The organism is Pontibaca salina, from assembly GCF_016307205.1.
Taxonomy (GTDB): domain Bacteria; phylum Pseudomonadota; class Alphaproteobacteria; order Rhodobacterales; family Rhodobacteraceae; genus Pontibaca; species Pontibaca salina.
In genome coordinates this window covers 1-12,963 of sequence record NZ_JAEIJD010000006.1, presented here as the reverse complement: position 1 = coordinate 12,963, position 12,963 = coordinate 1, and the positions used below count along the sequence as shown (strand labels likewise).

At 52.9% G+C, this 12,963-nt stretch carries 14 protein-coding genes; 5 read left to right on the top strand and 9 right to left on the bottom strand.

From position 1 onward, the window contains the following. The 8 genes from ureB to JAO82_RS08615 all read right to left on the bottom strand — a co-directional run bounded on the left by ureB (position 1) and on the right by JAO82_RS08615 (position 6,750). Positions 1-693: an urease subunit beta gene (ureB, locus tag JAO82_RS08650; protein WP_198685983.1), complete on the bottom strand. Its 693-nt coding sequence runs from the start codon at positions 691-693 to the stop codon at positions 1-3. 20 nt (positions 694-713) lie between these two features. Then, entirely contained in the window at positions 714-1,397 is a 684-nt protein-coding gene (locus tag JAO82_RS08645) for an urease accessory protein UreF (protein WP_198685982.1), read from the bottom strand. Continuing rightward, a complete protein-coding gene (gene ureE, locus JAO82_RS08640; protein WP_198685981.1) occupies positions 1,390-1,842 on the bottom strand; it encodes an urease accessory protein UreE in 453 nt (150 codons plus the stop codon). Before ureE ends, JAO82_RS08645 begins: the two co-directional genes overlap by 8 nt. Before the next feature lie 11 nt (positions 1,843-1,853). Next, complete coding sequence (gene urtE, locus JAO82_RS08635; protein ID WP_198685980.1) at positions 1,854-2,549, bottom strand: urea ABC transporter ATP-binding subunit UrtE; 696 nt, start codon at positions 2,547-2,549, stop codon at positions 1,854-1,856. Beyond that, on the bottom strand, positions 2,542-3,303 hold the full coding sequence (gene urtD / locus JAO82_RS08630; protein ID WP_198685979.1) for an urea ABC transporter ATP-binding protein UrtD: 762 nt from the start codon (positions 3,301-3,303) through the stop codon (positions 2,542-2,544). Before urtD ends, urtE begins: the two co-directional genes overlap by 8 nt. Positions 3,304-3,320: 17 nt before the next feature. Further along, positions 3,321-4,475, bottom strand: coding sequence for an urea ABC transporter permease subunit UrtC (gene urtC / locus JAO82_RS08625; RefSeq protein ID WP_198685978.1), 1,155 nt, complete (start codon positions 4,473-4,475; stop codon positions 3,321-3,323). Continuing rightward, on the bottom strand, positions 4,475-5,368 hold the full coding sequence (urtB, locus tag JAO82_RS08620; RefSeq protein ID WP_198685977.1) for an urea ABC transporter permease subunit UrtB: 894 nt from the start codon (positions 5,366-5,368) through the stop codon (positions 4,475-4,477). The genes urtC and urtB overlap by 1 nt, the downstream gene beginning before the upstream one ends. 95 nt (positions 5,369-5,463) lie before the next feature. Further along, positions 5,464-6,750, bottom strand: a complete 1,287-nt coding sequence (locus JAO82_RS08615) for a transporter substrate-binding protein (RefSeq protein ID WP_198685976.1) — start codon at positions 6,748-6,750, stop codon at positions 5,464-5,466. A gap of 358 nt (positions 6,751-7,108) precedes the next feature. Here JAO82_RS08615 and JAO82_RS08610 point away from each other — a divergent pair, with 358 nt between their 5' ends. The 5 genes from JAO82_RS08610 to JAO82_RS08590 are packed head-to-tail and all read left to right on the top strand — an operon-like array spanning position 7,109 to position 11,871. Continuing rightward, the gene (locus JAO82_RS08610; protein WP_198685975.1) at positions 7,109-8,668 is read left to right on the top strand and encodes an ABC transporter substrate-binding protein; all 1,560 of its coding nucleotides are present in this window, start codon (positions 7,109-7,111) and stop codon (positions 8,666-8,668) included. Continuing rightward, positions 8,665-9,654 carry an ABC transporter permease gene (locus JAO82_RS08605; RefSeq protein WP_198685974.1) on the top strand — a complete coding sequence of 330 codons (990 nt, stop codon included), beginning with the start codon at positions 8,665-8,667 and terminating at the stop codon, positions 9,652-9,654. Before JAO82_RS08610 ends, JAO82_RS08605 begins: the two co-directional genes overlap by 4 nt. Then, positions 9,651-10,505, top strand: a complete 855-nt coding sequence (locus tag JAO82_RS08600) for an ABC transporter permease (protein ID WP_198685973.1) — start codon at positions 9,651-9,653, stop codon at positions 10,503-10,505. Before JAO82_RS08605 ends, JAO82_RS08600 begins: the two co-directional genes overlap by 4 nt. After that, a complete protein-coding gene (locus JAO82_RS08595) occupies positions 10,502-11,251 on the top strand; it encodes an ATP-binding cassette domain-containing protein (protein ID WP_198685972.1) in 750 nt (249 codons plus the stop codon). The genes JAO82_RS08600 and JAO82_RS08595 overlap by 4 nt, the downstream gene beginning before the upstream one ends. Then, positions 11,248-11,871: an ATP-binding cassette domain-containing protein gene (locus JAO82_RS08590; RefSeq protein ID WP_332872509.1), complete on the top strand. Its 624-nt coding sequence runs from the start codon at positions 11,248-11,250 to the stop codon at positions 11,869-11,871. The genes JAO82_RS08595 and JAO82_RS08590 overlap by 4 nt, the downstream gene beginning before the upstream one ends. 131 nt (positions 11,872-12,002) lie before the next feature. Here JAO82_RS08590 and nikR read toward each other — a convergent pair whose 3' ends face one another. Then, positions 12,003-12,416 (bottom strand): nickel-responsive transcriptional regulator NikR, encoded by a 414-nt coding sequence (gene nikR, locus JAO82_RS08585; protein ID WP_198685971.1) that lies wholly within the window; start codon positions 12,414-12,416, stop codon positions 12,003-12,005. Between the last annotated feature and the right edge of the window lie 547 nt (positions 12,417-12,963).

Genomic DNA, 12,963 nt, shown 5'->3' with positions numbered 1-12,963 from the left:
TTATGCTCCCTTGAACCCGCGCTCACGAGCGCGACGCAGTGCCTGATTCTTATCCGCCTCGCTTGTTGCCGACCCGTTGGTTAAACCATTCAAACCGTACAACTCTTGCGAGCCACCGAATTCAGTTAAAGTGACGTTCTTAGCTTCCCCCGGCTCGAACCGCACGGCTGTTCCAGCCGGAATGTCGAGGCGCAGTCCATAGGCAGCCGCGCGGTCGAAATCGAGGGCCTTGTTAGTTTCAAAGAAATGATAATGACTCCCGATCTGAACGGGTCTGTCGCCCGTGTTGGTTACCTCTACTGTTGCAGTTCGGCGACCTGCGTTGATCTCGATCTCGCCTTCCTGTACATCCAGTTCGCCGGGGAAAAGGCGCTCGCTCTTTTCCTTACCGGGTCGAATTGGGTCATGTATCGTCACCAGCTTAGTTCCGTCCGGAAAGGTGGCTTCTAGCTGAATCATCGGGATCAACTCTGCAACGCCGGGCATAACATCATCGGAATTCAGCAAGGTCGAACCGAATGAAATTAGCTCAGCCACAGTCCGGCCTTCACGAGCACCTTCCAAGATTTCGTCAGTGATATAGGCGATGGTTTCGGGATGATTTAGTTTCAACCCTTTTCCCCTGCGGCGCCGCGATATTTCAGCCGCGGTGAACACAATTAGTCGTTCCATCTCTGTCGGTGTCAGGAGCATTTAATCCTCCAAGTAAATTTTTAATTAACGAATAGACGCGATTGATCCGTCTCGTGTAGCATGGATGCAATTTCGATTTGCGGGGTGAAGCCGTGTGCCTCTTCTGGTTTGCACGGCGGAGTTGTTATAATCTCCGCAATGCAAGAGGTGATTTCCGTGCGAATCACCTGTGCATCAAAATGACCAATAACTGAAAGACGAACTGCAGCCCCCAATAGGCTTGAACATAGCCCGTGTGCTGCCATCAACTGCGCTTGTTCGGCAGTGAATCCCATCTCCCGCCAGATTGCACCCTGCACGACCGGGGCATGCCCATACAACATACCATTCGCAACATTTTCATTAAGGGCTGCCGCTCCCAAGGTGCCAAGTCGGATATGTACGCTCAGAAAGGCCCGACCAATACGGCGTGACCCCATTCGTAATTCGGTCGCAAGCGACTGTGAATCCATTAACCCATCAAGCGTGACCAGGCGATTTAAATTATCCCATGCGGCATGAGCATGAACCAATATCGACCGGTCGATACTGGCCCACCGACCTTCCAGTTGGGCACGTAGAAAGTCCTCGACGCCGCGCGCATCATTAACCGAATTTCGGTTAACCAATGCCTCCAATCCCCAAGAAAAACTAACCGCACCGCTGGGAAATGCGCTATCGCCATGCTGGAGCATAGCCAAGTCGGATAGGTAGCGATCAGTCATTCGGGCCGACCACCTTAACCTTGCCTTGCGCAAGAATTACCTCAAGACGGTCCAAATATGTCTGCATTGGCCCTTCTAGAGCAATAAGAAGAATTGTACCGTCAAACCGCACCTTCCAATGCAGGTTTCCTGCAAAATACCCCAACTCTAGCGCGGCAGCCTGATCGCAGGCAGATACCGCCAGCCATTCCTGCTCACTCAAACGCACCACGATGGCGCGATCTGACTCCAGTTTCAGAACAGCGCCATCTGCCAACCTTTGCTCTCGCGCCAGCGCTATAGCACAGTCAGTACCCTTATCAGTACTTAGACGGATGCGTCGCCGCGAAACGTCATTAGGAGAAATATCTAGGTATTCCACCTTTCCAGCATGGCTCAGCAAATGAATCTCCGCGTCGAAAGGTGCGTCAGACGCGAAGCCAATAACAGTGTCAAGAACTTCCAACGTAATTACCCTCAGACAGACAAATATTTATGAATGGTATTATCCGTCAAATCTCTGCATAGCCCACCATCTACCGGGCACCCCTTTTCAATAATGGTGTAGTTTTTAGCCGCCCTACGTGCAAATTTAATATTCTGCTCGACCAATAGTATAGTCAAGCCAAACTCGCTGTTTAGGCGAATGATAGTATTCTCGATTTGCTCGACAATGTTAGGTTGGATGCCTTCTGTGGGTTCATCCATCAGCAAAACTTTTGGTGCTGCTGCAAGCGCTCTGGCAATCGCCAACTGCTGCTGCTGACCTCCCGACAGCAATCCACCAGGGCGGGACATATTATCTATCAAATAGGGAAATAACTCCGACACGATATCTGGAACTTGACGTTTACCATCAGGATGCGCGAAACCACCCATCAGAATATTTTCCTTGATACTGAAATCTGGGAAAATCTGTCGCCCTTGTGGCACTATCGAGATACCCGCCCGCGCCCGCTCATGGGTGGCCGTGCTGATGATATCACGCCCATTAAAGCTCATAGTACCGTCAGATCGATCTGTCAGACCCAGAATGCAGCTTAATAGTGTGGTTTTCCCCACGCCATTGCGGCCTAAAATCGCATGAATCGTGCCCGGCTCGATTGAGAGCTCAAAGTTATGAAGAATGTGGCTTTTACCGTAAAATGTATTGACATTTGACAAATCAAGCATGGCCAATACCTGCACTACCCAAGTATGCCGCTTGCACTTCTGCACTGTTCTCTATTTCAGTGACTGTACCTTCGGCTAGGTTTTGACCGTGATGCATAACCGTAATCGTTTCGCATATTGATCTGACAAAAGCCATATCGTGCTCAACCACCAAAATCGTGTGCCTCCCCTTTAGTCGGGTGATAATTTCTGCGGTTTTTCGGGTTTCATGGGCCGTCATGCCGGCAGTGGGTTCATCCAACAGAATAATATCTGGGTTTTGCACCAACAACATGCCGATCTCGAGCCATTGCGTCTGTCCGTGAGATAGTGTCGCCGCTTCAGTACCGAGAAAATCATACAACTCGGTCAACTCTACGACACGTGCAATATGATCTGGCAGTTCCCTGTGTGAGCCCCGAACAATATTCGGCAAAACACGGGTTTCTTTGCAATCTGCAATCAAAAAATTCTGCCGAACAGTAAGCTCCTTGAACACGTTAGGTATCTGAAACTTACGCCCTATTCCCGCACGAGAAATCAGATGCTCTTCCCAGTTTGTAATTTCTTTGTCGTTCAACAAAACCTTACCGCCAGTGGACTTTGTGCGCCCGCTTATCAAATCCATTAGAGTGGTCTTACCTGCGCCATTTGCCCCTAACAGAACGCGAAGCTCCCCTTTATAGACGCTTAGGTTCATTCCATTCACCGCCTTGAAGCCATTAAAATCCACCGACAGATCTTTGACAGCAAAGCTGATACGTCTCTCGTCCATTTTACGTTCCTCGCTTCCTACCGGTTAGCAGGTGATTGTGTATGTTTCACAGATTTAAATCGATTCCACTTTGAATCGTCGGCGCGCGTAACAAATCGATCAGCGAGGTCGGAAGCTAATCCAGCCAGACCACGTGGCAACCATAACACGACAACAATAAAGATGAGTCCAATAATCAACTGCCAAGCGTTCATAAGAGATTCAGTCTCGCTCAGCGTAGCGCCAATGAAATTCAAACCAATCGCGCCGATACAGGCACCGAGAAGAGAAGCGCGCCCTCCCACTGCAGCCCAAACGACCATTGTGATCGAAAACGCAATATCAAGGAAGGTGGGTGATGCAAATTCAGCCGCGACCACATAAAGTACGCCAGCTAGACCGGCAATCATCGCCGATACGACGAAGAAGAATATTTGATAGCTAACCACTGAGTAGCCGAGGTAACGCGCCCGTACTTCATTGTCACGGATGCCTTGCAGAACTAATCCGGCTCTAGTTGATACCAGCCAGCGCGCAATCAATAATACGATGGTCAATGCGAACGCTATTATCAGGTAGGTTGACTTTGCGTATGGATCCAACTCCAAACCAAAAAGGTTGAACCATGCCAGATCGGTGAGCCCGTTGAATCCGCTGGTGACTTGCTGTTGATCAATGACGATAAGCCTAACTAATAGCACCAATGCCAGCGTAATGATCGCTACATATACGCCTGACACGCGACTGCGCCCGAGTGTATAGGCAATCAGTCCTGCCAGAATCGCCGGCACCGCGAGCGCCATCGCAACACCAAACCACTGTGATTGGAATGGGACCCATATCCATGATCCAGTTGTAATTGAGGATAGCTCAGGTATCGCATTAGGTTCAGCGTTCACGACCATAAAGTCCGGGATCGGTGTTTTGCCGCCAGCGGTGCTTGACGCCGCAAGCTTTAGCGAAAACGCCATTGCGTAAGCCCCGATACCAAAGAACAGCCCCTGCCCTAGGTTGAGAATACCCGCGTAACCCCATGCGAGGCTGATAGCGATGCCTAGCATCCCATAAACCAGATACTTGGAGAAACGATTCAGCCCAAATTCATCCAAAAACAACGGCATGGAAAATATAAAGGCGATGAAGGCGACATAGGCTAAACGTTCGAAGTTCTGTTGACTAAGCATATCAGTCATCACCTCTGCTTTGGAGAAAAGAGTCCGCTAGGGCGCACCAAAATGATAAGAATGACGCCCGCAAAAACCGCAGCCTGGGCAAGGACATCGTTATAAATGATAGCCAAAACAGCCCGAGCTTCGCCCAGAAGTCCCGACGCGAAAAGCGTGCCAAACAGGCTACTGACGCCACCGGTTACGACCACGAGAAAGCCGTTAATCACGAAAGAGGAACCCATGTCCGGCTTAACAGATTCAAAGCCCGACAATAGCACTCCCGCCATTCCGGCTAGTCCAGCGCCGTATGAAAAGGCGATAGTGTTGATGCGTTTCACGTTCACGCCACACGCGGCCGCCATCTTCGCATTACGCGCTATCGCCCGAAGTTGAGTACCTAAGGATGTGCGATAATATATCCACCAAGTCACGGCGAACATGATCAGTGCTATACCAATTACAAAAGTACGAAAAATTGGAAGGTTCGTCCCCGCAACTTGCCAGCTTCCCTGAAGAACTTGCGGTATTCCAGTGTTTTGCAAGCCGGAGCCGAGACCCGGAATATGGATTCCAAAGAATACTAGGCCGAACTCCAAACGGATTGCTTGCTGCAAAACAATGGCGACACCCCATGTCGCCAGCAATGTGTCCAGCAACCTATTATAAAGTCGTCGCACTATAAAAACTTCAATCAGCGCTCCGGTAGCTCCGGCCATAACAAAAGCCACAGGCAAGGCCATGAACATATCGAAGCCCAAATGGATACGCGTCAGAACAGCGCAATAAGCGCCAATCATCAATAACTCGCCGTGCGCCATATTTATGATGCCCATGGCACCGTAGGTTATTGCCAGCCCAAGGGCGATCAGAAGTAGAATCGAGGCAACGCTCAATCCTAGAAATACGGACTCAATCATTTTTCAGGATTCCCAATTGCACGTCGTTTTCAGCATTAATACCGAACGCCGCCGTGCCGGCAGAATCCGACACGACAAAGTCGCCGAAGTGGCGATCAGAGTTTTGAGCTGTCTAAGCCGCTTGCTGTACAGTACAAATTGCCCTCTGCCTCACCGGAAATTGCATAGGGCAAAGGAGCTAAGGTCTCACCTTCATCGACGATTATGCCTTGTCCATCGGCACCCCACTGGGCGATCCTAGGTGTAAAGTAAGTATGCATGTTCTCAGCGTGAGTCTTGACTAATCCACCAGGCGCATCGAACTCTATGTCCCTCAAAGCTTCGTGAATTGCCATTGGCGTAAGCTTCTCGCCTGCATTCAACACCTTCTCAGAAGCCTGCTTCCAAAGATAGACTCCAAAATAGGAGGAGTGTTGTGGGTCGTGGGTGACAGCGTTTTCATCATTATTAAACTCTTTCCAGTCAGCCACGAATTTTTTGTTTTCTGGTCGGGTTATCGCTTGAAAATAGGGCAAGGATGAATAGCTCCCAGCCGCGAATTCATTACCCATCGAAGAAATTTCAATTTCCGTAGCGACGGTGGCGCAGATCGGAATTTCTGTTTGGGTTATCCCTTGGTTCTTGAACTCTCGATAGAAGGCGGCGATTGATGGCCCAGAGACCACATTGGATAAAACCGCATCGCAACCTGAATTCTTGATCTTGTTGACCATTGCCCCCCACTCGGTCTCACCGAGCTCAAGATACTCATCAGCAACCCATTCGGCGTCGTTTTCTTCTAGTAGGGTTTTGGCTACCTGTGCCATTCCCTTGGGAAATGCATAGTTAGACCCGACGATAAATATTTTCTTCTTGCCCAGTGTGTTAACCATCCACGGCACCAAGTTGTAAAGCTGCTGATTTGGCACTGCTCCGGTATAAACGATATTGGAAGAGCATTCAGATCCTTCATAGAAGGTTGGAAAGAAAAACAGATTTTTGCGTTTTTCATAGATCGGCCGAACCGCTAGACGACTAGCGGTCGTATAACCGCCGAACGTAGTTATGGTGCGGTCGCGAATTACCAGCTTACCTGCTTTCTCATTGAAGGTTTTAGGATCGGAGGCGGCGTCCTCAACGATCGCATTTATCATTCTACCTGCTACCCCGCCATTCGCGTTGATTTCTTGAATCGCCATGCGAACGGCATCCGAGAGGGAGCGCTCAGGAACTTCCAGTGGACCTGTAAGTGAAGAAAGTACGCCAACATCAATTTCGCTGCCGGTTGCGGCATTCGCATAAAGACTTTCATCTTTTAGCCAGATGTGGGGCAATCCGGTCGCAGCCACACCAGCCAAAGCGGATGTGCCCAAAAACTTTCGACGCGTTAATTTCGTAGACATATTTGTCTCCCGTATTGGACTGAACACGTCCGAAGCGGCACGCACCCCGGCGGTTTTCTATATTTTGATAATTTGCAATTAGGTCTACAGAGCTAATTCGCCCTGTTGCCACAGGCAGCTGCATTGCTGCTATAGCGCATCGTTGCGCTTTGGTTGCCTCATCAGGCTTACATACCAAGTTTGCTGCGTCAACACTTTAGTTGCGAGCGCATCAAATCCTCATGCGGATGTTGGCCGTTAAGGGAATTAATCTTTGCGTTAAGAAAAATCATTGAATTCGTATGAGGTTTAATCGATGCTCGAAGGTTGTTGGTTGAGGGCGAGAACTTGCACCCCTCCAACTCAGGGAGGTCAATCGATGCCTATATGTGTCTGGGTATTAACGATTATTATCGGCCTAACGACAGCCGTTTCCGCGAGGGATATTGTTGTTGCGATCGGGGGTGAACCGGATACGGGTTTTGATCCGGTTCAAGGTTGGGGTGATTATGGCTCCCCGCTTTTTCAATCATCGCTGCTGAAACTTGATGCAGACCTTAATATTGTTGGCGACTTGGCGACCGAATGGACCCTGTCGGAAGATAAGAAAACATGGGTAATCAGGCTCCGGGAGGATGCAAGATTCTCTAACGGAACACCGGTCACGGCAGAGGACGTCGCCTTCACCTACAATACCGCGCGCGATGCGGGCGGGCTTGTAGATATGACAGTGCTGCGCGAAGCGCGCGCCACAGGCCCTTTGTCTGTTGAAATTGAACTGACTGAACCTCGCATCACTTTTATTCGACGCCTCACAACTTTAGGCATCGTTCCACAATCCAGCTATGCAAAGGATTATGGTCGCGCGCCCGTGGGCTCCGGACCATTCCAAATGGTCGAATGGCGGGAGGGTGAGACATTGATTGTCGAGCCCAACCCATACTGGTTTGGTGGAGAGGTTGGGTTTGACCGCATCAGTTTCATCTTCGGCGATGAGGATGCCGCAGTAGCGATGGCGCGATCAGGCGAAGCCCAACTGGTCGCGGTGCCGCCCTCGCAGGCCGATGATGTCCCAGATGGGATGTATCTGATTGAGGTCGAAAGCGTCGATAATCGGGGACTGATGTTTCCGATGGTTCCAGCAACCGGCGAAACCACACAGGAAGGTGCGCCGATCGGGAATGATGTAACATCTGATCGCGCGATCCGTGTTGCGGTCAACCAGGGGCTTGACCGGGAGGCTCTTGTGGCCCTCGCGCTTAATGGTCATGGCAAACCGGCATTTGGGCCTGCCGATGATTTGCCGTGGGACAACCCAGACGCCCATATCCCGGGAAATGACATTGCGGCAGCCATAGAGACGCTTGAACGCGCCGGTTGGCTGGACAACAACGGCAGCGGCCTCCGCAAAAAAGACGGTATTCCCGCCCAGTTTAAAATTGTCTACCCGGCGGCGGATAGTGTACGTCAAGCGCTAGCATTGGGCGCTTCTAAACAACTGAAAGCGCTTGGTATAGACGCGCAGCCATCTGGCAGAAGCTGGGATGAGATCCCGCGGCTGATGCACTCCAACGTCGTCGTATTTGGATGGGGCGCCCATGACCCGTCCGAAATGTTCAACCTGTACAGCAGCAATAAGGCCGGAGTAGCAACCTTCAATCCGGGGTTCTATGCGAATGCGGCTGTTGACGCCGCCTTCGCCAAAGCAGAGGCGGCCGACGGGTTTGAGGCATCGCTGCCACATTGGAAGGCCGCACAATGGGACGGCACGACAGGTTTCGGTTCTAAGGGAGATGCTGCCTGGGCCTGGATGGTCAATCTGGAACATGACTATTTCGTTGCAGACTGCTTGGATATTGGCCGTGTCCAAGTGCATCCTCATGGGCATGGCTTCCCGATCACGTCGAGCATCACTGATTGGAAGTGGACTTGCGAATGACTGGCTGGCTCGGTCCGCTTCTGGTTGAACGAGCGATCCGGCTCTGCTGGCTCGCCCCCTTGGCCGCTGTGGGCCTGTTCATCCTTGTCTCCAATGCGCCTGTTGACCCAATCGAAGCCTATGTGGGCGCGCGCACGGCACTGATCGGTCCTGAACAACGTGAAGCGATTGCAGCGGCTTGGGGCCTGGATCAGCCGGCAACCACACGCTTTGTTTTATGGGTTCGGAATGTCGCTTCTGGTGATTTCGGGGATTCTATTCTGTACAACGCGCCGGTGGTGACCGTGATCATGGATCGCTTTCCAGCCTCGCTTCTCCTCGTATCCTTGGCTTGGCTGTTGTCATTTGTGATCGGTACAGGATTGGGCATCGTCGCAGCGATGACACCGGGCAGTCGCGTGGATCGGGCAATTCGGGCTTATGCGGTCGTCTTGACATCCAGCCCGGGATTTTGGGTCGCCATAATTTTGATCTCAATTTTTGCTGTCGGCCTCAAAATGCTTCCGAGTTGCTGTGCGTTGCCGCCGGGCACAACAACTGCAGAAGCCACTTTTTGGGCGCAAGGCCGCCATCTTATTCTGCCGGTCGTCGCGCTTTCGGTCACGGGGATTGCGCCTCTGGTGTTACACACCCGGGCACGGATGATCGGCTTTTTGGAAAGCCCGCCCGCGCAGCACCTGACTGCCCACGGAGCATCGCAGCGCGCAATCGCCTTCGGAGCTGGTCTACGCCATGCGCTCGGCCCCGCATTGACCGTGCATCTGGCCGGCGCCGGCGAGTTGTTCGGAGGCTCTATTCTGGCCGAGACCGTATTCGCCTGGCCCGGCCTCGGCCAAGCGACAGTCCGGGCGGCGACCGGAGGCGATGCCCCGCTACTCATGGGAATCGCGCTCGCGACACTGTTGTTCGTGTTTGTCGGCAATATGCTGGCCGATATTGCAGCGCGCTTGGTTGATCCACGTCTGAGATGGGATAAGAGCCGATGACCGACGCCACGCTCCTGCTCGAGACAGCTTCTGCTCGCACCAATCCACGCCGAACTGCACGGCGTCGTGCCACCTTCGCCTTCAGTCTACTTTTGTCGATTGTGGTCGCAGCGGCGGCCCTTCCCGAATCCTGGTTGTCGGTTGATCCCTTTGCCCGGCGTCTCGCCCCCGGACTGTTGCATCCGTTTGGAACGGATCTGCTGGGTCGGGACGTGGCGGCGCGGACGCTTACCGCGCTCTCCAATAGTATCTCAATCGGGATCATGGCGGCGCTGGCATCAACAACAGTAGCGGTTGCTCTCAGCCTGGCGGCAACCTTGAACCCTTGGCTGGATCGGCTGGTCGGAATCCTGACCGAGTTGACGCTTGGGTTGCCGCATTTCGTGTTGATCCTCATGATTGCCTATGCGTTCGGTGGCGGTTGGACAGGCGTGGTTATCGGTGTCGCTTTCACGCACTGGCCCCGGCTGTCGCGTGTTCTGCGCCTTGAGGCACAAACGGTGGCACAATCCGATTATGTGGCAATCTCGGCGGCACTGGGCCGGTCAAGGCTCTGGATTGCCCAACACCATCTCGCACCACATCTGGTGCCACAGATCATTGCAGGTTTTGTGCTGATTTTTCCGCATGCGATCCTGCACGAAGCGGGCCTGAGCTTCATCGGGCTTGGCATCGAACCGCACATCCCGTCGATTGGCGTGATGTTAGCAGAAAGTCTGCGCGCGGTGATGTCAGGCTTATGGTGGGTGGCAGTGTTCCCCGGGCTTGGGCTGGTGATCGTCGCCCTGAGCTTTGAGTTTTTGGGCGAGAGCCTGCGACAGGTCAGTAATCCAACGGAGGGGGTGGCATGAGCTTGGAGATTCGGGGGCTGGGCCTGTCGTTCCGGCAACACAATGGACGTCGGCTTGAGCCGCTATCCGGCGTGAACCTGACGCTGGACGCTGGAGAAGTTGTGGGCATCGTTGGCAGCTCGGGAGCAGGCAAAAGCTTGGTCGCTGCGGCGATCATGGGTCTTCTGCCTCGCAATGCGGAAGCAACTGGCAGTGTCCAGATAGACGGTGCGCCAATAACGAAGGGAGATGTCGCCCTTGCTCCGCAAGGCATTGATGCCCTCGACCCGATGGCACCAGTGGGGCGACAGCTTACGCGGTTTGCGCGGCTGGCGGGGCTGTCCGCCGATGCGGGTCGTCGCCGAATTGAGAATATCATGCAGCAAGTGCAACTGCCCGCCCCCGTGCTAACGCTCTATCCGCACATGCTATCGGGCGGAATGGCGAAACGTGTGCTTCTGGCGACAGCACTGATCGGCCGGGCACGGATTCTGATTGCGGACGAGCCGACCCTTGGTGTCGACCCTGCTACGGCCGACCAGATTATGAACTGTTTAGGTGGATTGGCTGGTCCTGAGCGCGCGGTCCTCGTGATTTCCCACGACCTCCCGCGTTTACTTGGCATTGCCGCACGCCTTACGGTTCTAAAGGACGGTCGGATGGTTGAAGTCTGCCCTTCAGAGCACTTTCGCGGCATAGGCGAACGCCTGGTCCACCCCTTCACGCAGGCGCTTTGGCAAGCCCAGCCTGTCGCAGTCTCGGCGTGAGTCTGATAGGCGCGGATATCCGGTATACGTCACCGGAAGGAACAACAATTCTCGACGGCGTGTCCATCACCCTACCCAAGGCTTCGATCTTGGCTGTTGGCGGACCGTCTGGCGCCGGCAAGTCGACGCTTGCGCGCATTCTATCAGGGCACACGGCGCCGAGCGCAGGGACGGTTGAGGTTGATCGGCAAAGCGTGTTGCGCAAAGGGCGACCCAGGGCAGTTCAGTATGCGCCGCAGTCGCCTGAACTCTCCACTGATCCACGTTGGACCGTTGGACGCATCCTTGCGAACGGGGGTTTGCCGCAACCAGAGATTTTGGACGCGCTTGGAGTACAGACCTCATGGGTTCCCCGGCTTCCGGCAGAGCTGTCAGGCGGCCAATTGCAGCGCGTCTCCCTTGCGCGATTGCTTCGACCAGAAACAAAATATCTGATCTGTGATGAAATCACTGCGCAGCTTGATGCGTTATCTCAGAAGGAGCTGTGGGACAGACTGACGGAAATATGCCGTCTTCGCGAGATCGGACTGCTGGTCATCAGCCACGACATCACGTTGCGTCATCGTCTCGCCCAAAAAACGCTGACCCTTGCGAGAGGGCGCCTGGACAATTCAGCATAATTTGAGCGTGTAATTAGGTTGCTCGCCCAATCTGAAATAACTATGTTTTGCAAAGACTTGATGCGATAATAGCTTCGAAAACTTAAAACTCATGTCCGGTCAACCTGAGCCTAAGAAATGGTGACAATCGTTCAGGACTGCGGAATTATATTCAATTGTCCGTGCCGCACACCTCGTTGTGTCATAATTCCCTGCGCGAAATGCTCCACCTCCGCCTGCATCCCCTTAAGGATGGCAACTTCCAGACAGCTTTCTAGATCGACGTGAATATGCATAGTCGCGACCGTTAGCGTGTGGTGATTATGTTGATTATCAGTTAGCTTTCGCGCCAAATCTCGGGTTTGATGATCATAAACATAGCTAAGCGCAGCAAAGCAGGTCTGACCATCTTGCGGGACCTTTCTTTTGGGTGCCGTGGTTGCTTGGATCGCGGCACGTAGGATATCGCGCATCGCTTCAGAGCGGCTAGTATAGCCTTCGTCCTCACACATGGCATCCACTGCATTCAGTAGATCCTCTTCAAGGCTAATTGTGATGCGCTGCATCGTGGATACCTTTCATGTTTCGCTCGAGATTACCAAACTTTGGCGCTCGGGCAAGACAGGGCAGCATGTTATTATTAAAGCTTAATCCAATAACAGCACAGCACGACCCCGACATTTGGACTGGCTTAAGACCTCCCCTATCTCAAGAAATCACCGTTCCTCTGATCATTCTTGAAAACCCCGGCAGCGTGACGGTCATCACGATTTGACTGTTATGCAGCAAATACTATCCAATGATTAGCTTTCCATTATTACGCAGGGATACCGCAGTAATGCGTAACTTTTAAATACGGGAGTATAAACGGGCACAGAACTAACGGAACGTACAATATGCCAAACGCGCATCCGCGCTACAGTGGCATGACAGAGCTATCGTCAAATCTGGTGTTCGGGCGGTCATCATGTGGTGGCCTACTCTATGCTTGATTGTGAACTGGCCCCCGTTTCGACCGGTGGTCCAGCCCCCGTTTCACCGGACACCTAAGCGGTTTCAGTTTCGGCCCTTATGAACTCGCGAGGCGATTTCCATTTCAGGCCGCTGTGTGGG

Coding starts and splice junctions, on each gene's coding strand:
- JAO82_RS08600 (WP_198685973.1), top strand. CDS start 9,651: ATGACCGACGCCACGCTCCTGCTCGAGACAGCTTCTGCTCGCACCAAT.
- ureB (WP_198685983.1), bottom strand. CDS start 693: ATGCTCCTGACACCGACAGAGATGGAACGACTAATTGTGTTCACCGCG.
- nikR (WP_198685971.1), bottom strand. CDS start 12,416: ATGCAGCGCATCACAATTAGCCTTGAAGAGGATCTACTGAATGCAGTG.
- JAO82_RS08610 (WP_198685975.1), top strand. CDS start 7,109: ATGCCTATATGTGTCTGGGTATTAACGATTATTATCGGCCTAACGACA.
- JAO82_RS08605 (WP_198685974.1), top strand. CDS start 8,665: ATGACTGGCTGGCTCGGTCCGCTTCTGGTTGAACGAGCGATCCGGCTC.
- urtC (WP_198685978.1), bottom strand. CDS start 4,475: ATGACTGATATGCTTAGTCAACAGAACTTCGAACGTTTAGCCTATGTC.
- JAO82_RS08615 (WP_198685976.1), bottom strand. CDS start 6,750: ATGTCTACGAAATTAACGCGTCGAAAGTTTTTGGGCACATCCGCTTTG.
- JAO82_RS08645 (WP_198685982.1), bottom strand. CDS start 1,397: ATGACTGATCGCTACCTATCCGACTTGGCTATGCTCCAGCATGGCGAT.
- urtB (WP_198685977.1), bottom strand. CDS start 5,368: ATGATTGAGTCCGTATTTCTAGGATTGAGCGTTGCCTCGATTCTACTT.
- JAO82_RS08595 (WP_198685972.1), top strand. CDS start 10,502: ATGAGCTTGGAGATTCGGGGGCTGGGCCTGTCGTTCCGGCAACACAAT.
- urtE (WP_198685980.1), bottom strand. CDS start 2,549: ATGCTTGATTTGTCAAATGTCAATACATTTTACGGTAAAAGCCACATT.
- urtD (WP_198685979.1), bottom strand. CDS start 3,303: ATGGACGAGAGACGTATCAGCTTTGCTGTCAAAGATCTGTCGGTGGAT.